This is a genomic window from Sorangium sp. So ce887 (assembly GCF_051521455.1).
In the GTDB taxonomy this organism is placed as follows: domain Bacteria; phylum Myxococcota_A; class Polyangia; order Polyangiales; family Polyangiaceae; genus Sorangium.
Window position 1 is genome coordinate 1,901,961 of sequence record NZ_CP150354.1, and the last position, 21,043, is coordinate 1,923,003.

At 71.7% G+C, this 21,043-nt stretch carries 15 protein-coding genes and 1 pseudogene; 9 read left to right on the plus strand and 7 right to left on the minus strand.

Annotated elements, in window-relative coordinates:
* Window positions 1–16: 16 nt before the first annotated feature.
* Both WMF36_RS07220 and WMF36_RS07225 read right to left on the minus strand, forming a co-directional pair.
* Window positions 17–1,858 carry a CotH kinase family protein gene (locus WMF36_RS07220; RefSeq protein ID WP_437578864.1) on the minus strand — a complete coding sequence of 614 codons (1,842 nt, stop codon included), beginning with the start codon at window positions 1,856–1,858 and terminating at the stop codon, window positions 17–19.
* Between the two features lie 87 nt (window positions 1,859–1,945).
* Window positions 1,946–2,104 (minus strand): annotated as a pseudogene (locus tag WMF36_RS07225) (DUF1552 domain-containing protein); the annotation flags it as partial.
* A gap of 432 nt (window positions 2,105–2,536) precedes the next feature.
* On the opposite strand from WMF36_RS07225, the gene WMF36_RS07230 reads away from it, so the two are divergent.
* Window positions 2,537–4,228: a hypothetical protein gene (locus WMF36_RS07230; protein ID WP_437578865.1), complete on the plus strand. Its 1,692-nt coding sequence runs from the start codon at window positions 2,537–2,539 to the stop codon at window positions 4,226–4,228.
* A gap of 126 nt (window positions 4,229–4,354) precedes the next feature.
* On the opposite strand, the gene WMF36_RS07235 is transcribed toward WMF36_RS07230, so the two are convergent.
* From WMF36_RS07235 to WMF36_RS07245, 3 genes are all read right to left on the minus strand, one after another.
* Window positions 4,355–5,272, minus strand: a complete 918-nt coding sequence (locus WMF36_RS07235; protein WP_437578866.1) for a hypothetical protein — start codon at window positions 5,270–5,272, stop codon at window positions 4,355–4,357.
* A 469-nt stretch (window positions 5,273–5,741) separates the two neighbouring features.
* Window positions 5,742–6,317: an RNA polymerase sigma factor gene (locus tag WMF36_RS07240; protein WP_437578867.1), complete on the minus strand. Its 576-nt coding sequence runs from the start codon at window positions 6,315–6,317 to the stop codon at window positions 5,742–5,744.
* Window positions 6,318–6,700: 383 nt separating this feature from the next.
* Window positions 6,701–7,705: an RNA polymerase sigma factor gene (locus WMF36_RS07245; protein WP_437578868.1), complete on the minus strand. Its 1,005-nt coding sequence runs from the start codon at window positions 7,703–7,705 to the stop codon at window positions 6,701–6,703.
* 431 nt (window positions 7,706–8,136) lie between these two features.
* On the opposite strand from WMF36_RS07245, the gene WMF36_RS07250 reads away from it, so the two are divergent.
* The 3 genes from WMF36_RS07250 to WMF36_RS07260 are packed head-to-tail and all read left to right on the plus strand — an operon-like array spanning window position 8,137 to window position 12,479.
* Window positions 8,137–9,219, plus strand: coding sequence for a hypothetical protein (locus tag WMF36_RS07250; RefSeq protein WP_437578869.1), 1,083 nt, complete (start codon window positions 8,137–8,139; stop codon window positions 9,217–9,219).
* Window positions 9,220–9,236: 17 nt separating this feature from the next.
* On the plus strand, window positions 9,237–10,859 hold the full coding sequence (locus WMF36_RS07255) for a hypothetical protein (RefSeq protein ID WP_437578870.1): 1,623 nt from the start codon (window positions 9,237–9,239) through the stop codon (window positions 10,857–10,859).
* 36 nt (window positions 10,860–10,895) lie between these two features.
* Window positions 10,896–12,479: a hypothetical protein gene (locus WMF36_RS07260; protein ID WP_437578871.1), complete on the plus strand. Its 1,584-nt coding sequence runs from the start codon at window positions 10,896–10,898 to the stop codon at window positions 12,477–12,479.
* Between the two features lie 309 nt (window positions 12,480–12,788).
* Here the strand turns inward: WMF36_RS07260 and WMF36_RS07265 are convergent, their stop codons facing one another.
* The gene (locus WMF36_RS07265) at window positions 12,789–13,100 is read right to left on the minus strand and encodes a GxxExxY protein (protein WP_437578872.1); all 312 of its coding nucleotides are present in this window, start codon (window positions 13,098–13,100) and stop codon (window positions 12,789–12,791) included.
* A gap of 148 nt (window positions 13,101–13,248) precedes the next feature.
* Between WMF36_RS07265 and WMF36_RS07270 the strand changes: the two genes are divergently transcribed.
* Complete coding sequence (locus WMF36_RS07270) at window positions 13,249–13,875, plus strand: hypothetical protein (protein WP_437578873.1); 627 nt, start codon at window positions 13,249–13,251, stop codon at window positions 13,873–13,875.
* A gap of 59 nt (window positions 13,876–13,934) precedes the next feature.
* Here WMF36_RS07270 and WMF36_RS07275 read toward each other — a convergent pair whose 3' ends face one another.
* Window positions 13,935–15,098, minus strand: a complete 1,164-nt coding sequence (locus tag WMF36_RS07275; RefSeq protein ID WP_437578874.1) for a hypothetical protein — start codon at window positions 15,096–15,098, stop codon at window positions 13,935–13,937.
* A gap of 426 nt (window positions 15,099–15,524) precedes the next feature.
* Between WMF36_RS07275 and WMF36_RS07280 the strand changes: the two genes are divergently transcribed.
* The 4 genes from WMF36_RS07280 to kdpB all read left to right on the plus strand — a co-directional run bounded on the left by WMF36_RS07280 (window position 15,525) and on the right by kdpB (window position 21,033).
* Window positions 15,525–16,601 carry an FG-GAP repeat domain-containing protein gene (locus WMF36_RS07280; protein ID WP_437578875.1) on the plus strand — a complete coding sequence of 359 codons (1,077 nt, stop codon included), beginning with the start codon at window positions 15,525–15,527 and terminating at the stop codon, window positions 16,599–16,601.
* Window positions 16,602–17,006: 405 nt separating this feature from the next.
* Window positions 17,007–17,099, plus strand: a complete 93-nt coding sequence (kdpF, locus tag WMF36_RS07285) for a K(+)-transporting ATPase subunit F (RefSeq protein WP_437308836.1) — start codon at window positions 17,007–17,009, stop codon at window positions 17,097–17,099.
* Window positions 17,096–18,838, plus strand: a complete 1,743-nt coding sequence (gene kdpA / locus WMF36_RS07290; protein WP_437578876.1) for a potassium-transporting ATPase subunit KdpA — start codon at window positions 17,096–17,098, stop codon at window positions 18,836–18,838. The genes kdpF and kdpA overlap by 4 nt, the downstream gene beginning before the upstream one ends.
* A complete protein-coding gene (gene kdpB, locus WMF36_RS07295; protein ID WP_437578877.1) occupies window positions 18,835–21,033 on the plus strand; it encodes a potassium-transporting ATPase subunit KdpB in 2,199 nt (732 codons plus the stop codon). Before kdpA ends, kdpB begins: the two co-directional genes overlap by 4 nt.
* The last annotated feature ends 10 nt before the right edge of the window (window positions 21,034–21,043 follow it).

The following is a 21,043-nucleotide window of genomic DNA, read 5'->3' on the forward strand; positions in this document are numbered from 1 at the left end:
GCGCCCGACGGACGAATCAAAAAAGGCCGCCTCCGAGGACGGTCGCCTCGAACGAGCCCGTCACCGGCGCTCCGGGCTCCATCGAGGCCTGGTCGAAGTGGATCTTGCCTTCGCCGAGGAAGCCCGTGAACACGGGCTCCGACTCCGTATAATCAAGCGCGAGCGCGAAGACCGATTGCCAGTCGTACGGGCCCTCCCCCCCGTCGGTGAAGACCTCCGGGTCCACATAAAACACGAGGACGCGCACCGTCCCGTCGGGGAAGCTCCCGACGAACGAAACCTGGGCGCGCTCGCCCATGATGACCTCGGACCCGGGCTCGGAGCCCTCATAGCCCGCCGCGGCGCCCACGGTCCCGGCCGATTGCGGGTTATCCACGGGGATCGCGGCGTCGAACGTCCCCGTCCCCGCGGCGAAGGTGTCCGCCTGGGCGAGCGACCCCCACGTCGTCGAGAACGTGCCCGTCATTGTCCCCACCGTCGTCATGCACCCCGTGGCGGGGGGCGGGAACATCCACGCGAGCGGCGTGGGCGCGATCTCGGCGGTGATCGTGGCGCGGCGCCCGCTCACGAAGCCCCGTATCGCGTCGGTCGCCCTCTCCACGGCCTCCGCGTTCGCGCGGACATACGGCGAAAGGAGCTTCTCCATCCGGTCGATCTCGAGGAGCAGCGCGTCCTCCTTCCAGGCCGTCTCGAGGAGGTCCTTCATTGCCTCGGCATAGGCAGCGCGGAGCTCTGGCGTCTGGTAGAGCCGGTTCGCGATGGCCCCCCTCGCCGAGACCGACTGCGGCCGCCCTGACGGGCCGACCGGGTCGACCGGGTCGAACGACATATCGGGGCCCCACGGCAAGAAGGACATCTTCCCGGACGCCGGGTCGAAATACACGTGGTGGTTGTTCGTGTTGCCCGCGTAGCCGTCCCACGCGGCAATCAGCGTTTCGGTGGCCCAGTACCTCCGGAAGGTCCCGATATCGAGGACCGCGCCGAGCGTCGCGTCGAGCTCGGCGTCGCTGGCCAGGAGCGCGGCCGCGACGGCGTCGAGCTCACTTCGGTCGGCGTCGTCCTTGTTGGTCTTCTGTTCGTACGTGGCGGTCCAGCCGTCGCGGAAGTCGCTGATCTGGCCCTCGTAGAGGTCGCCGCTCGCGTCCGGGAAATGGCGCTCCAGAAGGCGCTTCCCGACCGGCTCCACGTGCGCGTAGACGCCGAGGTCCTCCCCGTTGACGGTCACGTGGGCGAAGTTGCAGCGCGAGGCGGGCAGGCCTGCGTCGCGGAAGACCTTGAACGCGAGACACGTCTTTATCAGCGAGGGATCCTGGCGGGCGTTGTTGAGGGTCAGCCCTTCGAGTCCGGCGTGCTTGCGGCCGTCCACGTATTCGTCGAAGCTCACCTTGAGCGACGGCTTTGACAGGCTGGCGGATCCGAGGAAGCCCTTCTTGCGGACGGCGGACATCTCGAGCGGGGTGCCGTCGACGGTGACGGTCGCGGGGAACTGGGTGTAGGGGCTCTCCTTGGGGCCGTCCATGCAGCCCTCGCCGAACAGCTTCGAGACGTCGCGGGACTGGCGGCGGAGCGTCTCCCAGTCCTCGGGCGCCATGGTGATTCCCACCTCGATCACGTGGTCGGGATCGAACATGGCGTCGGTCGGATCGGGATCGGGTGCGTCAGGGCCGCCGCCGTCGCCGGAGGGGCCGCCGCCGTCGCCGGAGGGGCCGCCGCCGGAGGAGGAGGAGGCGTCGGGCGTCCCGCCGGGCGTCTGCGGCGGGTCGGAGCCGCACGCGGGCGCGCCGAGGGCCAGCGCGAACGCCATCGCCGAGAGCATGCTGCCTGCGCGAACGAGAGTGGTTGTGTGTTTCCGTACCATGGGACCAGTGTCTAGCACGGCCTTCCCCCTCCGCGGCCAGAAGCACGAAAACCGTTTGTCGCTCTAGCCAGGCATCGCGGGAAATGCCTACGTGAGGTTCGTGAGCGGCCCGGTGCAGTGCTCCGGCGCGCCGAACGTCGTCCGGGGGTCGCCGAACAGGTTCAAGATCGAGACGAGCAGGTTGTTGTGCGAGAGGCTCGGGTACCGGACCCAGCGGCCGGTGCGCAGGCCCCCCGCCTGCGCGAGCGGGATAGCCCACCGGGAACCTCCGGGAGGACCCGCGGGCTCCTGACTCGAGGACCCAGGCATCGCTGCCGCTCCTCGCCCGCGCCGCCCGCGCTGAGGTCCCGTGATTAAACAACAGTCTTTACAAAGTGACCAAGGGGATTGTCGCGCGGGGATCACCGGACCACGAAGTGTTCACCACGAGCGCGTATGCCACAGAGATAAAACTTTCTCATGCGCGCCTCTCCGGAGCAGCTCCGGCCACCAGCGTGTTTGGCGGGGATACCGGGGTCGGGGCCGCCCCGCCGCGCGATCCGGCGCGTCTCACACGCCATCACCTTGCGCCCCCGCGCCTGCCTCCGTGGTATCCACGACCGCGCACCGCTCGGGTCCCGATGCCGCCGCCGGCCTTCGGCGAAACCTTTGCGGATCGCCCGTGTCCAAGGAGACGTGATGCGCTCGATCCCCCGCTCGATCTTCACCGCCCTCACCGCCGCGATGGGGCTCTCCCTCGCGGCCTGCGCCGCGGCTCCTCCGCCCGCGGCGCACGCGCCCGTCCCGCCGGGCGACGCCCGCGCGGCGACCCCGCCGCCGCCTCCGCTCCCCGAGAGCGAGGCGTTCGCCGTCCACGGCACGCTCAAGGATGAGTGGCTGCCGCTCCTCAAGCCGACGCCGTTCGACCCGAAGGCCGCGCTGGTCCCCCCGGCGCCGGCCGGGGTGCCCGCCCCGCCGCGCGTCTGCGAGCCGTTCGTGCGGCGCGCCCCGGTCGCGCCCGCGCAGCCCTGCGGCGATGCCCGGGGCGCGCTCGACGCGCTCGACGCCGCGCTCGCCGAGGAGGACGCCGCGAAGCGCGACGCGCGGCTCGCGGGGGTCGAGGCGTGCGCGGGCCTGGAGGCGGGCCTCGCGCGCGCGCTCCGGGCCGAGCTCGCGCCCGTCGCGTGCGGCGACGCCCTCGCCGTGCCGTACCTCGAGGCGCCGCCGGCCGCGCTCAAGGGCGACCTCTACCAGGTGCTGCTCGGCCTCACGCTCTCCGCCCGGCTCGCGCGCACCGCGACCGAGCCGCCCGCGCTGCGGCCGCCCTACGATGTCCAGCGCGTGCTCGCGTTCACCAAGGGGCCGCTCTTCACGTGGGTGACGGACCAGGCCCGGGCGATCGAGGATCTCGGGCGGCTCGGGGTCGAGCTGCCGTTCTACGCGAAGGGCATCGTCGCCGTGGAGTCCGGGCGGGCCGACATGCGGCTCGTCGAGGCGGTCCGGTCGGCGCCGCTGCCCGACGCCATGCGGAAGGACGCGGAGCTCAGCAACGTCTACTACGCCGAGCTCGACCAGCTGCTGGAGCCCTGGAAGAGCCGCGGCCGCGACGCCGCGCTCGTCGGCCTGCGCGAGCTCTCGTCGGTCGGCGTGCTCCGCGACGCCCGCGTCGAGGGCGCGCGCGCGATGCTCTCGCGCCTCTACGGCGGCCGGCCCGTCGACGCGCTCGACGCGCTGGAGCTGCCGCCGCCCCCGGAGGTCGCGCCCTCGTCGGGCGTCGAGCGGCTCGCGGCCAGGCTGCCGACGTACTACGCGGGCCGCCTGATCCCGTCCGAGATGGCGGCGCGGCCCGAGCTCCTCGGCATCTTCCTTGGCCGGGGCGTCCCGCTGCAGCACCGCGCGGCGCTGCGCTCGGCCCAGCTCTCGCCCGACGCGCGGCTGCTCTATGCGCGGGCGCGGATCGAGCTCGGCCGGCTGTACTGGCGCGCCGTGGACTTCGACCAGGCGACGGCGCTGCTCGCGGCGTGGCCCGAGGGCACCCCGCGCCCGCCCGAGGCGACGACGCTGCTCGCGGTCGCCCTCGGCCTGCGCAACGGCCCCGAGGACGCGGCGCTCATGATGCGGCGGGCGCCGCTCACCGGGCTCGGCCTGGGCGATCTCGCGGCGCTCGACTGGGTGGCCCGCGCGAAGCCGGCCTCGCCGTACGCGGGCATCGCGGCGTACGACGCGGCGCTGATCAAGCAGCTCGCCGCCCCGCAGGGCGCGGACCCGAGCTACTGGGCCGACGTGGCCGCGCGCTTCCGCGAGGCGCAGGCGCTCCTGACGGGGCCGCTGGCGAAGGCGGCGGAGGAGCGGGCGCGGGCGGCGGAGGAGATCGGGCGGACGGCGCGCTGAGGCGCGGGCGCTGAGCGCGCGGAGCCGCGGGCGCTGCGCCGCGGGGCGGGGGACCCGGCGGGCTGGGTCGAGCACGGGCCCCCTCCCGGACCCTGCGAACCCTGGCCGAATTTCTGACGCGCGGAGCTAGACGACAGGCGGCGCGCCGTTGGGCGCAGCGCCGGGCGCCGCCGTGTCCGCCGGCACCACCGGAGGCGCCGCGCCGGGCGATGCCGGCACCGTCGGGCCAGCCGGGGCGGCGTCCTGCGGCGCCGCGGCGGTGTCGCTCGACGACGCCGAGCGACCGCCGCGGCCCTTGTACAGCGACGGCGCGATCGTGTCGGCATCACCCTCGTTCCATCGGAGGTAGGCGACGGCGCGGCGGGTCTGATCGTAGGCGTGCACGAGCAGCGCGAACGCACGCGCCCTCTTGTCGGCGGCCTCGGTCGGTCCAGGCCCCTTACCGTGCTCCCTCACGCCGAGGGCGGCGAGGAGCAGCGGCCCGATCTCCCCGGCGCGGTTCACCTCCTTCTCTGTCGCCGCCGTCTTGCCGGCGATCTCCGACCAGCTTCCGCTGAACAGCGCCGAGAGCGCGACGAGGTCGTTTGCCGTGTCGATGTGCCCTTGTCCTGCGCGGATCTCCGCGACCGCCTCCGCGTCGAGCAGGCCGCGGCGGGCGAGCGCCTCGGCGTCGCTCAGCAGGTTCTCGCGGAGCGGCACCGCCTCTTCGACGAGCGGCTTCAGCGCGTTCTCGGCGCCTCCGCTGGACAGCCACACGAGGTGCGCGTACCACGCGGCGAGCGCGTACGTCTCGAGCCGGTCGACCAGCGCGACATCGTGCTTCTGCAGTCGCTCGGTGATGTCCGAGCGGAGCACGACGAGGCCAGGCAGCACGCCAAGCACCTGGGAGACCATGCGCGGAATGTCGAGATTGATGGCGATGAGCCGATCCGGGCTCAGCGCCTCAATCTCGGGGAGGGTCTTGTCGAACGCCGCCGCCGCCTGGGGCGTGGCCCCGGGCTTCTTGGGAGCCGGCTTCTTCTTGTTCGAGAACGGTCTGGCCATGAGGGGATTACCTCTCGTTGATCTCCGTCGCGGAGCGGCAGAAGAACATGAGCATCATGCTCCCTACCCCCCGCGCTGAACATGATAGGAGCGCCCGGCGCGCGCCGGACGTTCGGGGCAGGGATAATCATCCGCGTCTTACTGTCAATTCATCTGTCGATGATTCTCCAGATGCGTGCCCCCTCTATAAACGTCGGAATGTTACGTCGGAATGTTGCGCATGGCTGGCGTGCCTGCACGCGTCGATCGATAGAGAGGAGCCGCCCTGTCGCCCTCGCGCGCGCCTGGCATCCTGCGGGGCGGGCGCCCTGCGGGGCCTGGAAGGTAGAGGATCGGGCAGCCCGGTTCCGCGAGGCTGCTCAGCTGCCTGCCGGCAACCGGTCCCGGTTCCGCGAGGCTGCTCAGCTGCCTGCCGGCAACCGGTCCCGGTTCCGCGGGACCGCTCAGCAGCCCGCCGGCGAGGCAGGCTTCAGCTGCCTCCCCCGCGGGGGCGAGCGTGGGGCTCCTCCTCCGCAGCGAGGCGCCTCGCGAGCGCTTCCTGCGCGCCATGGAGCGCTCTGGCGCGCCATTTGTACACCGTGCTGACGGGTATCCCTCTCGTCGCGGCGATGTCTCTCATGGAGATCTCGTAGAGGTCGTGCTGGAACAGCACCGAGCGCGGCTCGAACGGCAACTCCAGGACGACTGATCTCAGCAGGCGCCGCCGCTCCGCTGCGAGCAGGAGCTCGATGGCCGTCGCGCCGCCGCCGGCCTTGCACAGCTCCGCGGGATCCGTGATGGCCTCGTTCCGCCGAGATGCCTTCGCGTGGTAATGCGAAGCCAGGTTCACCGCGAGGCCGTTCAGCCACCGCGCGACCGAGCCACGCGAGGGATCATAGTTGCCAAAGCTCATGACGGCCGCCAGGAAGACATCCTGGCTCAGGTCGCTCCGATCGCGCTCGGGCACGCGGAGCTTCCCGAGCCATCGATGAACACGCCGGATCGTCTCCGCCTGGAATAGAGCGTGGAACGCGTGCGCCCGGTCGCGGTTCGTCGCCGGCTTCACCGCGCTCTGCCGAGATCCCGGCCGAGCCGTCGTCCGCGCCGCGACGCACGGCGCGCCGGACGCGCTCGGACCCGCCGTCCTTTCGTGTCGCGCCGCAGGGGACGACTCCTCGGCGAAGACGCGTGTTCCGACGCAATGAATGATCGCCCCGCGCGGGGGCAACGCCAGGAGCTCCAAGGCTCGCCTCCAGGTGAAACGTGAATGCTCCGCGCGAGTCCTCGTCCGCGCGGACACGATCGCTCCTGAGCGGGCGTCGCTCGGCGCGCGACGACCGCTCAGGAGACGCTCAACCTCCTACGGCGGCGACCACGAACCACAGTGGTCCAGCGCCGCCTTCGCCACGAAGGACACCTCGTGCTCAGCGATGGCCTAATGCTCGGTTATCACCTGAGCTGGTCCAGCAGCGCTTCGCGTTCACCCGCCAGCCGGCCGCGCGGGAATCTCCGTCCGTGCTCCTCCAGCAGGCGTCGCGCCTCGACGAGCGACACGACATCACCGGCCTCCACGGCCGTCCGTGCGCGGGCGATCAGATCTCGCTCGCGGGAGCTGATCGCCGGGCGCGGTGCCGCCTGCCGGCCTGCCGGCGTGGCGGAGGCGGCAGGGGCAGTCACCGCCGCGTCCAGCGCCGGAGAGGCCGTCGCCGCCCCGTCCAGCGCATCGCCCACGCGCGCCGACACGGCGGGGTTCCGGGCGGTCTGCGCGGTCGCCGGCCCGGTCGTCCTCCTGGAGACCAGGGTGGCCAGGGAGGCGCGGAGAGGCTCGACGGGCTCCGTCGGGCCCGTGGCCAGCGTGCCGAGCATCGCCGCACAAGCGATGGCGAAGCCTCGTGCCATCCAGCGCGCGGGACCACCTCGCTGCCCAGAGCGCCGTTCCAGGAGCCAGGGCGGGAACAGCACGGCGCGCAGCCGGCGAGCGCCGCGACCTCGCTGCCTCGCGTCCCAGCGAGCCGCCGCCTCTTCGAACTCCTCCCAGGCCCGGCGCAGGCGACTTCGCGCGGTCTCCAGCGGGATCTCCTGCTCTCGGGCGACGTCGGCGATCGGCCGCTCCAGGAGCTCGCACGCGATGAAGACGCCGCGGCACCGCTCGCCGATCTGCGCGATGAGCTGCCGCACCAGCGCCGCCTCCTGGCGAGCGATGGCGTGATCCTCGGGGCTCCGGCGCTCGTCGCACAGCGCCGCCTCGTCAAAGCCCGCGAGCGCCTCCTCGCGCCTGCGCGCTCCCCGGCGGTGATCGCGGGCCGTGTTCAGCACGACGCTGTCGCGAAAGGCGCCCGGGTTCCCGGCCGATCGGACCTGCTCTCGCCTCTCCCACAGCCGGATCATCGCGTCCTGCATGACGTCCTCGAGATCCCGGGCGGGCACCCCGACGTAGGCGACGAGCGATTTCACGCGCGCGGGCGGAGGAGGGGTCGGCGTTGCTCGGTCCACGATCCAGCAGACGATCCGAGCCCGGTCCCAAGGTTCAACAATCGACCGAGCCCCCCGGAAGAAGGTGGGACAGACGGAGCCACCGTATGCGATCGCGAAGAGGGGGAGCAGGGGCCCGGCGAGGGTTCCTCCTCTCGGGTCGCAGCGCTGCCCGCCGGGGGAGCTGATCCGTTGCCCGGCGACGCCATGGCCGCCTTCCTCTCCCACCCTCCTGATCGCCCTGATGGAACCAAGACGCCAAGGCATTCCTTCATCGATGCTCCAATTCTCTTTCGTTCATCGATCCGGTGACGATTCTGGCCGTCCTGAACGCGGTCATGAACGAGAATTCCCGGCGGTTCCGGGAAGCGGCGCGTTGACATGGGCCCGCGCGAAAGAGTATTCAGGGTGGCGTGCGTCACGCGCTCTGCTCCTTCTTGCCGTGCGTCTTCATGGGAGTCGTCGCGGCGGTGGAGGGCGTGGCGAGCGCAGGCGAGCCGCCCCATGCCATCTCGGGTCCGCGCGAAACATCGACCCTGGCGAGCTCGCTGCGCCGTGCTCGGCAGGCGCGCGATGCGGGGCGGTGGGTCGAGGCCGAGGCGGCGTACGAGCTTTCGCTGAAGGCGGCCGACGCCGCGTGGACGACCGACGCGGAGCGCGCCGAGATCGCCGCGGAGCTCGGGCTGTGCGAGCTCGCGCTGGGCAGGTATCGAGACGCGGCCGACCACCTGGCGCAGAGCTTGAGGCACCGTGATGCGCTCCGCGGCGGGCTGGCGGAGCGGGCCGAAGAAGGATTGAAGAAAGCCGAGAGCCGGGTGGTGACGTTCTATCTGGGTGTGAGCCCACCGGACGCCGAGGTCCTTGTCGATGGAAAGACGCCGGGTCGCCCGGCGCCGACCTACGAGCTGTTCCTGGAGCCGGGGCACCACACCGTGCGGGCGCGGCTGGATGGCCACACCGACGCGGTGAGCTCGCTGGAGGGGCAGGCAGGCGGGCGGCTCTCGCTGACGCTGAAGCTGCTGCGCGCGCCGGAGCGCGGCGCGCCGCAGGCGGCCGGCGGCGGCCCGGTGCGGGCGGCGGATCCGGCGGCGCGGTCGACGGTCCCCATGACGGAGCTGCGGATCGGGGGCGCGGCGCTGGCTACGGCGGCGCTGGGGGCGGGCGCGGTGTTCCTCATGCGGGCCGATGTGGTTCACGACAACCTCGCCGAGCGCGACGTCGTGTTCCGCGGGCGAGGCTGGACCTCGTCGACGTGCTGGTGGCCGAACGCGCCCTCGGCGTGCGCGGAGATCCGCGACGACGCGGCGGAGCGGGATCTGTTCGCCACGCTCGGCAAGGTGGCGCTGGCGACGGGGGCGGTGTTCGGGATCGCGACGGCGGCGTCGTTCCTCGCGGAGGGGTGGATCCTCGACGAGACACCGGTCCGCGGCGGCGTGCACGTGGTGCCGAGCCCGACGGGAACGCAGGCCGGGCTCGTCCTTCAGGGCGTATGGTGAGGCGCGAAGAGGGGCTCATGGGGAGGATGCGCGGGGGTCGAGGCTGGCTGCGTTCGCTCGCGGTGATCGCGCTCGGCTGCGGGAGCGCCGCGGGGGGCACCGGGTGTTATGCCGAGGACTGCGCGACGACGTTCTCGTGCCATCCGCTCCCCGGCGAGACGCCGCCCGTGCTGCCTGCGTCACCGTGCGACGGCGATCCCGCGACGAGCGCGGCGAAGGACGGGTGCGGGGTGTTCGTCGCGAGGCGCGGGGACGACGCGAGCGACGGGACGAGGGAGGCGCCCGTCAGGACGCTGCGGCGCGCGGTGGAGAAGGCCGCGGAGCCCGGGGGGACGCGGCGGGTGTACGCCTGCGCGGAGGATTTCGCGGAGGCGGTCACGCTGCCGTCGGGCGTCGCGATCTGGGGCGGCCGGGACTGCGCCGCGGAGGCGTGGACCTGGGGCGGGGTGGAGAGCTTCACCGAGATCGCGCCGGAGCCGGAGCGGGTGCCGCTCACCGTGGAGGCGCGCCAGGCGAGCGTGACGTCGGCGGTGTTCGGCGTGCGGCTCGTGGCGGCGGACGCGACCCGGCCCAGCGGGTCGTCCATCGCGATGATCGTGCGCGAGGGCGCCGCGGTGGACGTGGTGTCGAGCGAGCTCCTGGCGGGGAACGGCGCAGATGGGGCGGACGGGGACGATGGCGCTCCCCGGGACCAGCCGTGGCGGGCGCCGGACGGGGTGGTTGGCAACCCTGGCATGCCCGGGTGCGTGGCGGACTGGACCGAGGGCGCGCCGCGGGTGGTGACGGTGTGCGAGGACGGCACGATGTCCATCGGCGGCGCGGGCGGCGAGGGCGACGTCGCTGCGGGCGGCGACGGCATGGAAGGCGCGCCGGCACCGGTATCCGACTCGATGGAGAGAGGCGAAGGGGGAAACGGCGGGGTGATGAGCTGCACGGCCGGCAAGTCGGGCGGCAATGGGGAGTCCGGCGCGAACGGGGTTGGAGGCGGGGCGGGGTTGTCCGATGAGCGGCTCAAGTACGGAAGCATCAGCGCCCACGGCTGGCAGGGCTTCTCGGGACAGAACGGCCAGAACGGGGGGATCGGCCTGGGAGGCGGCGGTGGGGGCGGCGTCGGCTCGAACGGCCACTGCCGCCCCGTGGATCCGCAAAGCGGACCGTCCGGCGGCTCGGGCGGAAGCGGCGGCTGCGGAGGGCGTGGCGGCCGGGGGGGCGGCTACGGAGGCGGCAGCTTCGGGATCATCGCGTTGCATGCACACGTCCTGGTGGACAAGACAGCCATCATCACCGGCGACGGCGGTCGCGGCGGCAACGCAGGGACGGGGCAAGCGGGGGGCCGGGGCCGGGCAGGCGGCGCCGACGGACGAATCGACGGTACCGTTTACTCTGCATGCGCAGGGGGTAACGGCGGCGCCGGAGGCAAAGGCGGCCATGGTGGCGGAGGGCTCGGAGGCGTCTCCATGGCCGTCGCGCGCGTCGACAGCAGCGTCCACCTCACGCAGAGCGCGACCTGGGCCTGGGGAGAAGCCGGCGCTGGTGGGCTCGGCGGCGCAGGCGATCCGAACGATACGATAGCCAATGGAGAGCGCGGCCGGACCGCGCCCCTCTGGGATTTCCCCGAGCTGGTTGTGCCGCCCCGATGATGGATTCCACAAGGGGATGACCAGGGAGAGAGGATCATGAAGATCACAACCGCTGCATGGGTCCTTCTGCTGTCCTCTCCGGTCGCCCTGGGGTGCGGAACGGAGCCGTCCACCACCCCGCCGTGCGCGGAGGGGGGCACCTGCGACGCCGAGCCCGCGGCCGAGCCCTCGGAGGAGGCGTGTCTCGAGGGCCTCGCCGCGCTGCGCGTGCAGGCCGGCTGCGGGGTGTTCGCGAGCACGACGCAAGGGGACGACAGCAATCCCGGCACGATGGAGAAACCGGTGAGGACGCTCGCCCGTGCGGCCGAGCTCGCGCCGCGCGCACGGGGGCGGATCTTCGCCTGCAGCGAGCCTTTCCTCGCGGGCTTCACGTTGCCCTCCGGCATCGATCTGTGGGGCGGTTTCCAGTGCTGGGGGCAGTGGAGGCACACGACGGACAATCTGGGCGGCTTGCTGGCAACCATCGGAGGCGCAAGGCGCCGCGACGCTCTGATCACCGTGGTCGCAGCGCAGGGCGACGGCGAGGTGGTCGGCGACGGCGTATCCACGATCGTGGAGGTGCACCTGTTCGCCGAGGTCCCACCGGACACGAGCCTCGATGTCGTCGCGATGAGGCTAGAGCCGGGTGCGGTCGTGGAGGTGCTTCGGAGCAAGATCGAGACGGGTCATGCCCAGAGAGGCGTGGACGGCGTGGACTGGGGCCTCATCAATCCGCAGGCGCCGCACGGGGAGACCGGCGCGATCGGGAAGGACGCCTGCTCGGCAGCCACCGTGGCCGGCGCACCCGCCGTGAGGAGCGTGTGTGGCGACCTGGTCTCGACGGGCGGCAAAGGGGGCGACGGGACTCCGGACCGCGGCGGCGATGGCGACGATGGGAAGCCGCTGCCGATCCCGAACCCCGGCAACGCGGGCGCGGGTGGTGTAGGCGCGAAGGACGGCGCCGGGTGCAAGGACGGCCTCGATGGGGAGCGCGGCGCGCCGGGCGCGCCAGGCGCCGGTGGCCAGGGTGGACGCCTCACCGCGGCCGGGTGGGAGGGCGTGCCTGGCGAGCAAGGCGGCGCGGGAGCGCCCGGCCAGGGGGGCGGCGGGGGCGGCGGCGCGCGGGGCGGCCGGAGCGCCTGCGGCAACGCGGCGCTGGGCGGTGCGTCGGGCGGCTCGGGCGGCGGCGGCGGTTGTGGCGGCCAGGGCGGCTACGGCGGCGGCGGGGGCGGCTCGAGCATCGCGATCTTCGCGCATCCGGGGAGCAAGGTGACCCTGCGGGAAACGCGCGTGGTCACGGGCTGGGGCGGCGCCGGAGGCCGGGGGGGCGAAGGCCAAGGCGGTGGGGCTGGCCCGCAAGGAGGCCCGTCGGGGCCGCGGGCGGACACGCTCAGCGAATACGCCTGCCGAGGAGGTTACGGCGGCTGGGGCGGCAAGGGCGGCTACGGCGGCGGGGGCTCCGGCGGGCCCTCGATCGGCATCGCCTATGCCGACGACGAGCAGCTCACCCTGGATCGCGTCACGTTCGAGATCGGCCCAGGGGGCCCGGGCCGCGCAGCGGATGTATTCGACGAGACGCTCGAAAAGGCGAACCGAGGCGGCGACGGCTTCTCCGCCGAGACGATGCGCTTCGCGCCGTGAGTCCGCGCGCGGGATCGCCGCCCGCGACCGGCGCAAGCTCGTGCACAACGCCCGCGGCCGTTGTGATCTCCCATGGAGGCTCGCCCAGCGCCTCGAGCGCCAGCCGGTTGGAAGATCAGGGCCACCAGCGCAAAGCCGTAGAATCTGTGGGTGCATGGTTCGAGCAAGGGCACAACGACTTGCGAATCCGCCGGAGGGTGCCAGCCGTCCAGCCCCCCTATGCGGCTGGGCGCAGCGTCGGGTGAATCCGCTGGTTGGGCCGTCTATTCCAGCACCTTGGTCGCTGAAGCGGTGGCGGAGCGCGTCCATTCACAACGGGAAGCCGGAATTTAACGCAAAGGCGCAAAGGCGCAAAGGCGCAAAAAGACAAGGGAGAGGGGGGAAGTCATTCCTGCAATTGGTTGACCACGCACCACGCACCACGCGATGGATACCCTGCCTCACGCTCACCTCGCCAAAGTTGATGACGATCGCGAGCTTGAGGTTCGAGAGCCGCAGGTAGGTGAGGGCCTGCGCTTCGAATACTCTGTTGTGCGCGACCGTGGCCTTGCGCTCGACGATGACTCGCTCGCCCGCGAGCCGATCGAGGCGCGAGTCCGACGCAAGATCATTCTCGTTCATTTTCCCTCCGTCGTTTTGCGCCTTTGCGCCTTTGCGCCTTTGCGTTGAATTCTGGCTGCTCCGCAGAATATGCGCTGCAGGCGTGTGCCAGCGGTGCCCACCTCCAGCCGGCCCGGCGAGTGCTGCGCGGAGGGAGGGGGGAAGCGCAATGAGCGGCACGAGTGACGTGGTTCGCCTTGAACATGCGACGCGCAGGCGCGGCGGCGACCCGCCGGTGTCGGAGGTCTCCGGCGTGGTGCTCGTCGACAACATTGCCCCCGAGAAGCAGGTGCTCATCCATTACCGGGACGCCGGCGGCGCGTGGCGCGTTGCTCCGGCCAGGTACGATTCCGCGCCGCCGTGGGGCTCCCCCGAGCGGTGGGTGTTCTCCGGGATCGTCTATCCTGCCGACCACGCGGAGCCGGCGCGGTTCGCGATTCAGTACATCGTCGCCGGGCGTGAATACTGGGACAACAACGGGCAGCACGACTACCTGCTGGATCCCGAGGGGATCCTGTTCGGCGATGCGCCGCTCTTCGGGGTCGATCGTCTCCAGCGTATCGTCGAGTTCGTGAGCTGGCGATACCACATGGACGTGATACGGATCGAGGAGGTCATGCCGATCCACGGGCGCGGCCACGTCTTGCGATACAAGGTCACGATCGGGCGAAGCGTGGGACCCGGCCGTTACGCCCATGCGCGCTGCGTGGGCATCGCCGTTCGTGGCTCGGACGTCAGCGTCCTGGGCCACACGGCGTGCGAGTCCGTTCCTCCGGTCGAGCTGGTCACCCCTTGATCAGGGCGACTCGCGGGCCGGCGACAGCCACGACGCTGGCCGGCCCGCGAGGCGCGGGCTCACGGGCCGCCCCCCGAACCGCCTGCTCCGCCGGTGGCCCCAGCACCGCCGGTGGCTCCCCCGCCGCCCGCGCCAGGATCGCCGCCCGCGCCGCCGCTGCCAGGATCGCCGCCCGCGCCTGCGCCGCCCGCGCCGTACGTGGGAGGGCCCAGGATCGGGCCCGGGTTGAGCACTCCCCCGCCCATTGCGGCAAAGTCATAGGCGCGGTACGTCGCAAAATAGACACCAATCGGCTTGAGCACGACGCCGGAGCCGACGACGATGCCCCCTGCCGGGCCGGCTCCCCAGTTCCAGCCGCCGTTGCTGACGATGTTCCAGGTGATCTTCTGGAAGACGGGGTACGCCGAGACGCGCGCATACGCAGCCGTCGGGACGAAGTAGATTGAGCTGGCCTGAAGCGTGATGGTCTCGCTCACGCTGAATCCAACGGCGCTGGAGATGTCCGAGATCGTCGGTGTGCAGCTGCCGGGTAGGCCCAGCGAAGGGCTGTTCGGGCGCACGCCGCTGCCCGGCATGCTCGACGAGGGCTGTCCGTTCGAGGGCGCGCCGCTGCCCGGCATGTTCCACGGGGGCTGTCCGTTCGAGGGCGCGCCGTTGCCCGGCATGCTCCACGAGGGCTGTCCGTTCGGAGGCATGCAGTCGACAGGCCTGTTCCACGGAGGCTGGCAGTCCGCGGGAGCGCGGGTGCCCGGCGTGCCCGTCACGACGGGCGCGAACGGTGTGCCGGGCGCGAACGGTGTGCCGGGCGCGAACGGTGTGCCGGGTACGCCCGGGAGCTCGTTGATAGGCGGCATTCCCGGGATGCCCGTCGTGCCCGTCACGGGCTGGGCGCTCGCGGGCGGGAAGGTGCCCGTGACGGCCCTGTCAATGGTCACGGTGGGCTGGACGCTCGACGCCACGCTGATATCGAGCGTCCGCGGGCCGAACCCCTCGGCGACGGTGAGCACGTGGGCGGCATCCTCCCAGTGATACGTCTCGGGGAGCACGGTCACGTTCGCGATGAACTGACCGTGACATAGGGGCAGGCGCACCTCGCCGGTCTCGGCGCGCACGCCGCCGCTATCCGCGGGCCAAGGCGCCTCCCGCGGGCCCGCGCAGCCGAGGGATGGAACAACGAGCGTCATCGCCATGCCGAGTGTGATCTTTACGTCGGGTGCAAACATCGTTGAACCTCGAGGTGCCGTCATAACCGCAATGATCCGAGCTGCCCAGGCGCGGCGAGCTCCGGCGGAACGCGCGTCTCGCGTGGCGCATCGGCGCCCTGCGAGGCCGCTCCTCCGAGAGATCGGAGCTCGGGGCCCATGTGCCAGCGCATGAAGCGCGGCATGCGTCCGGATGTCTGGTGAGCGAACCGCTCGATGAGCACAGAAGGCCTATGCGACGACCCGCCATGCAAGAAGCGGGGAATGCCCGGTCTGGCTCGCATGTGGGCGCTGCGCCGAGATCCGCCGCATGACGGGAATTCGATGGACCGGCCTTTGCCGCTACCCCCGCGCGCGTGATCGGCGCGCTCACGGGGCCGGATCGTCGCCGCCGGAGCCCCCATCGATCACCGCGCGCACCGCGCGCGAGGCGCGGACGAGGCGAGCATGAGAAAGCCTGCTGCTGTCGTGAGGGCCGCGAGCGCGGCCTGTGCGCTCCTCACCCTCATCGCCTGCGCGGAAGGCGTCGAGCCGCAGCGCGAGGCGCTGCCTGCCGGGCTTCCGGGGCGATCCATCGGCGCGGCGGGGCAGCGCATCAACGAGTACGGGTGGGAGGTCGTCCAGGCGATCGACTTCAACGCCGACGGCATGGCGGACGTGCTCTGGACCGACCCCGAGCAGAACCTCATCGCCGTGTGGTTGATGGAGGGAAATCGGCTGCTTGCGCCGGGGCCGTTCATCCTGGGGCCGCTCGGCGACCCCTGGCACGCCAGGGCGAGCGATTTCAACGCCGACGGCATGGCGGACCTGCTCTGGCGCCATGACGAACAGGGGGTGATGGCGATCTGGCCGATGGACGGAAGCCAGCTGCTCGTGCCGGGGCCGATCCTCCCGGGGCCGGGCGGCAGCGGCTGGATCGCCAGGGGGATCGACTTCAACGCCGACAACCTTCCGGACGTGCTCTGGAGCCATGGGGAACGGAGCGTGATGACGGTGTGGCTGACGGACGGCACCCGCCCGCACGCGCCGGGGCCGCTCATTCCGGGGCCGCTTGGCGATGGCTGGGACGTCGGCGCCGTGGGGGACTTCAACGCCGACGGCATGGCGGATGCGGTCTGGCACGATGTCGAGCAGAACCTGATGGCGGTGTGGCTGATGGAAGGCACCGGCCTGCTCGCGCCGGGCCCGCTGATCCCGGGGCCGCTCGGCGACGGCTGGGACGTCGTCCGGGGCGCCGACTTCAACGGCGACGGCATGGCGGACGTGTTCTGGAACAACACCGAGCAGAACCTGCTGGCGGTGTGGCTGATGGAAGGGAGTCAGCTGCTCGTGCCGGGTCCGGTGATCCCGGGGCCGCTCGGTGATGGCTGGGAGGCGCGCACCGCCGGCGACGTCAACCTCGACGGTATGGCGGACGTGGTCTGGCAGCGGGCCGGGACGAGCGAGATGACGGTGTGGTTGATGGAGGGGAGCCGGCTGCTCGCGCCGGGGCCGGTGATCCCGGGGCCCTACGGCGGCGGCTGACATGGCGCCGCCGCCCACCCCGGCAGATGGCCCGCGGCCCGGAGGCCTGATCGACGCGGTCTCCCCGCCGGGAGGGCGCGCCTTGAGGGGGCCGGCGGGACGCTGGCGCGCCGCCTCATCGCCCCCGCGCTCTCCGTGGCTCGGGCGGGCGAGGCAAAGGCCGAGACGCGCGGTCTCGCCGTCTTCTTGATACTTTCTTGACGTCGCGCCTCCCGGGTTTGATGACCCCTTGACCCGCGGCGGACTACGTTCAGTCCCGCTCGGTCGGCGCGGGCGAAAGAGCGCGCGATCGCGGCCGATTGCGCCCGATGAGGTCGCCATGGACATGATCTACCTGGGACTGACGGTCCTCTGTTTCTCGCTATTTGCAGGGCTCATCAAGCTCTGTGAAAGGGTCTGAGCGCCATGATCGCGTTCACCTGGATCTCGGGCGTGCTCGCCCTGGGGCTCCTCTTTTATCTGATCTTCGCCCTCCTCAAGCCGGAGAGCCTGTCATGACCGCCAGCAGCGCGCTTCAACCGGCGCTCTACCTGGCCGTCCTCATCGGCCTCTCCGTCCCGCTCGGCGCCTACATGGCGCGGGTCTACCAGGGCGAGCGCGGCCTCATGGCCCGCGTCCTCGAGCCGGTCGAGCGGCTCGTCTACCGCGCCGCGGGCGTGCGCCCGGATCAGGAGATGCGCTGGAAGGACTACGCCTTCGCGGTGCTCGCGTTCAACCTGGCCGGGCTCCTCGTCGTCTATGCGCTCCAGCGGCTGCAAGGCGTCCTGCCCCTGAACCCCGAGGGCATGGCCGCCGTCCCGCCCGATCTCGCGTTCAACACCGCCGTGAGCTTCGCCTCCAACACGAACTGGCAGGCGTACGGCGGCGAGTCGACGCTCAGCTACCTGACGCAGATGGCCGGGCTCGGGGTGCAGAACTTCGTATCCGCCGCCACCGGCATGGCCGTGCTCGTCGCGCTGATCCGCGGGATCACGCGGAAGACGGCGGACACCGTCGGGAGCTTCTGGGTCGATCTCGTCCGGAGCACCCTCTACATCCTCCTGCCGCTCTCGCTCGTGCTCGCCGTCCTCCTCGTGTCCCAGGGGGTGGTGCAGGGGTTCGGCGGATACCAGAGCGCGTCGCTGCTCCAGGCCGTCAAGGACCAGAGCGGCAACGTGGTTGTTCATCAGGTGATCCCGATGGGGCCCGCGGCCTCGCAGATCGCGATCAAGCAGCTCGGGACCAACGGCGGCGGGTTCTTCAACGTGAACTCGGCGCACCCGTTCGAGAACCCGACGGCGCTCTCGAATTTTCTCGAGATGCTCGCGCTGCTCCTCATCCCCGCCGCGCTCTGCCACACGTTCGGCCGGATGGTCGGCGACAGGCGCCAGGGGTGGGCCGTGCTCGCCGCGATGACGGTTATCTTCGTGATCCTCCTCGTCCCCTGCATCGCCTCGGAGCAGGCGGGCAACCCCGCGCTGTCCGGGCTGGGCGTCGATCAGGCGGCGAGCGCGCTCCAGGCCGGCGGCAACATGGAAGGGAAGGAGATGCGCTTCGGTATCACGAGCTCCGCCCTCTGGGCGACCGCCACCACGGCGGCCTCGAACGGCTCGGTGAACGCGATGCACGACTCCTTCACGCCCCTCGGCGGGCTCGTGCCCCTCTGGCTCATGCAGCTCGGCGAGGTCGTCTTCGGCGGGGTGGGCTCCGGCCTCTACGGCATGCTGATGTTCGTCGTCATCGCCGTCTTCGTGGCCGGCCTGATGGTGGGGCGCACGCCGGAGTACCTCGGCAAGAAGGTCGAGGCGTTCGAGATGAAGATGGCGTCCCTGGTCGTGCTCTTCCCGGCGATCACGGTCCTCGTTGGCGCCGCCGTCGCCGTGATGACCGAGGGAGGGCAGAAGGGCGTCTTCAACCCAGGGCCGCACGGGTTCAGCGAGGTGCTCTATGCGTTCTCGTCCGGCGCGAACAACAACGGCAGCGCCTTCGGCGGCCTCGGCGCGAACAGCCCTTTCTACAACACCGCCATCGGCGTCGCGATGCTCATCGGCCGCTACGCGGTGATCGTCCCCGTGCTCGCGCTCGCGGGCTCGCTCGCGAGGAAGAAGCTCGTCCCGGCCGGCCCGGGCACGCTGCCCACGCACACGCCGCTGTTCGTCGCGCTCCTGACAGGCACCGTGCTGCTCGTCGGAGCGCTCACCTTCGTCCCCGCGCTCGCGCTGGGTCCGATCGTCGAGCACCTGGAGATGACGCGATGACCATGAATCTTCACTCGTCCGCCGAGGTGATCGCCAAGCGCGGCGCGCCCGCTCCTCCTCCGCCCCCCGCGCTGTCGCCGCCGCCGAGGCCGCGCCACCCGTCCCGCGACGTGGAGGGGAAGAAGACCGCGGCGAGGCCGCTCCTCGACCCCGCGATCCTCAGGCCGGCGATCGCCGCCGCGTTCCGCAAGCTCGATCCGCGCCATCAGGTGCGCAACCCGGTGATGTTCGTGGTCCTCGCCGGGAGCGCCCTCACCATGGCCATGTTCGTGCACGCGCTCGTCGGCCAGGGCGGCGAGGGCGAAGAACCGGCCGGGTTCATCCTCGCCGTCTCCCTCTGGCTCTGGTTCACCGTGCTCTTCGCGAACTTCGCGGAGGCCGTGGCCGAGGGGCGCGGCAAGGCGCAGGCGGACACGCTCCGCAAGGCGCGGCGCGACGTCGAGGCCGTGAAGCTCTCCGCCCCGGAGCGCGGCGCAGCGCGGACCACCGTGCCGGCGTCGAGCCTCCGGCGGGGAGACCTCGTGCTCGTCGAGGCAGGCGCGATCATCCCCGGCGACGGCGACATCGTCGTCGGCGTCGCGTCGGTCGACGAGAGCGCCGTCACCGGCGAGAGCGCCCCGGTCGTGCGGGAGAGCGGCGGCGACAGGAGCGCCGTCACCGGCGGGACGCGCGTCCTGTCCGACTGGCTCATCCTCCGCATCTCCCGAAACCCCGGCGAGGCGTTCCTCGACCGGATGATCGCGATGGTGGAGGGGGCGAAGCGGAAGAAGACGCCGAACGAGATCGCGCTCGACATCCTGCTCGCCGCGCTCACGATCGTGTTCCTCCTCGCGACCGTGACGCTGCTGCCCTACTCGGTCTTCGGCGTCCGGGCGGCGGGGCAGGGGACCCCGATCAGCATCACCGTGCTCACGGCGCTGCTCGTGTGCCTGATCCCGACCACGATCGGCGGGCTGCTCTCGGCGATCGGCATCGCCGGCATGGACCGGATGATCCAGGCGAACGTCATCGCCACGTCGGGCCGCGCCGTCGAGGCCGCCGGCGACGTGGACGTGCTGCTGCTCGACAAGACAGGCACGATCACGCTGGGCAACCGGCAGGCCACGGAGCTCATCCCGGCGGACGGCGTCGAGGCGAGGGCGCTCGCCGACGCCGCGCAGCTCGCGTCGCTCGCCGACGAGACGCCCGAGGGACGCAGCGTCGTCGTGCTCGCGAAGGAGAAGCACGGCCTGCGCGAGCGCGACCTCTCGGCCCTCGGGGCCCGCTTCGTCCCCTTCACCGCGCAGACCCGGATGAGCGGCGTCGACTACGGCGCGCGCGAGATCCGGAAGGGCGCCGTCGAGGCGATCGAGGCCTATGTCGAGGAGAAGGGCGGCGCGGTCCCGGCCGCGGTGCGCGCGGTGACGGAGGCCATCTCCCGGAAGGGCGGCACGCCGCTCGTGGTCGCCGAGGGCGGCGCGGTGCTCGGCGTCATCCACCTCAAGGACATCGTGAAGGGCGGCATCCAGGAGCGCTTCGGCGACCTCCGGCGCATGGGCATCAAGACGGTGATGATCACCGGCGACAACCCGCTCACCGCCGCGGCCATCGCCGCCGAGGCCGGCGTCGACGACTTCCTCGCGCAGGCCACGCCCGAGGCCAAGCTCTCGCTGATCCGCGAGTACCAGGCGGGCGGGCGGCTCGTCGCCATGACCGGCGACGGGACGAACGACGCCCCCGCGCTGGCGCAGGCGGACGTCGCGGTCGCCATGAACACGGGCACCCAGGCCGCGAAGGAGGCCGGGAACATGGTGGACCTCGACTCGAACCCGACCAAGCTCATCGAGATCGTCGAGATCGGCAAGCAGCTCCTGATGACGCGGGGCGCGCTCACGACCTTCAGCCTGGCGAACGACGTGGCCAAGTACTTCGCCATCATCCCGGCGGCGTTCGTCTCGACGTACCCCTCGCTCGGGCGGCTCAACGTGATGGGGCTCGCCACCCCGCGGAGCGCGGTGCTCTCCGCGGTCATCTTCAACGCGCTCGTCATCGTCGCGCTGATCCCGCTCGCGCTCCGGGGCATCCGCTACCGGTCCGTCGGGGCGGAGCGGATGCTCCGCAGGAACCTGCTCGTCTATGGCCTCGGCGGGCTCCTCGTGCCGTTCGTGGGGATCAAAGGCATCGATCTCCTCCTCTCCGCGCTCGGCCTCGCCTGATCACCCAAGG

Bases quoted from the DNA above. Each gene is read 5' to 3' on its own strand.
- kdpA (WP_437578876.1), top strand. From the start codon at position 17,096: ATGACCGCCAGCAGCGCGCTTCAACCGGCGCTCTACCTGGCCGTCCTC.
- WMF36_RS07230 (WP_437578865.1), top strand. From the start codon at position 2,537: ATGCGCTCGATCCCCCGCTCGATCTTCACCGCCCTCACCGCCGCGATG.
- WMF36_RS07255 (WP_437578870.1), top strand. From the start codon at position 9,237: ATGGGGAGGATGCGCGGGGGTCGAGGCTGGCTGCGTTCGCTCGCGGTG.
- WMF36_RS07220 (WP_437578864.1), bottom strand. From the start codon at position 1,858: ATGGTACGGAAACACACAACCACTCTCGTTCGCGCAGGCAGCATGCTC.
- WMF36_RS07280 (WP_437578875.1), top strand. From the start codon at position 15,525: ATGAGAAAGCCTGCTGCTGTCGTGAGGGCCGCGAGCGCGGCCTGTGCG.
- kdpB (WP_437578877.1), top strand. From the start codon at position 18,835: ATGACCATGAATCTTCACTCGTCCGCCGAGGTGATCGCCAAGCGCGGC.
- WMF36_RS07275 (WP_437578874.1), bottom strand. From the start codon at position 15,098: ATGTTTGCACCCGACGTAAAGATCACACTCGGCATGGCGATGACGCTC.
- kdpF (WP_437308836.1), top strand. From the start codon at position 17,007: ATGATCGCGTTCACCTGGATCTCGGGCGTGCTCGCCCTGGGGCTCCTC.
- WMF36_RS07235 (WP_437578866.1), bottom strand. From the start codon at position 5,272: ATGGCCAGACCGTTCTCGAACAAGAAGAAGCCGGCTCCCAAGAAGCCC.
- WMF36_RS07260 (WP_437578871.1), top strand. From the start codon at position 10,896: ATGAAGATCACAACCGCTGCATGGGTCCTTCTGCTGTCCTCTCCGGTC.
- WMF36_RS07270 (WP_437578873.1), top strand. From the start codon at position 13,249: ATGAGCGGCACGAGTGACGTGGTTCGCCTTGAACATGCGACGCGCAGG.
- WMF36_RS07265 (WP_437578872.1), bottom strand. From the start codon at position 13,100: ATGAACGAGAATGATCTTGCGTCGGACTCGCGCCTCGATCGGCTCGCG.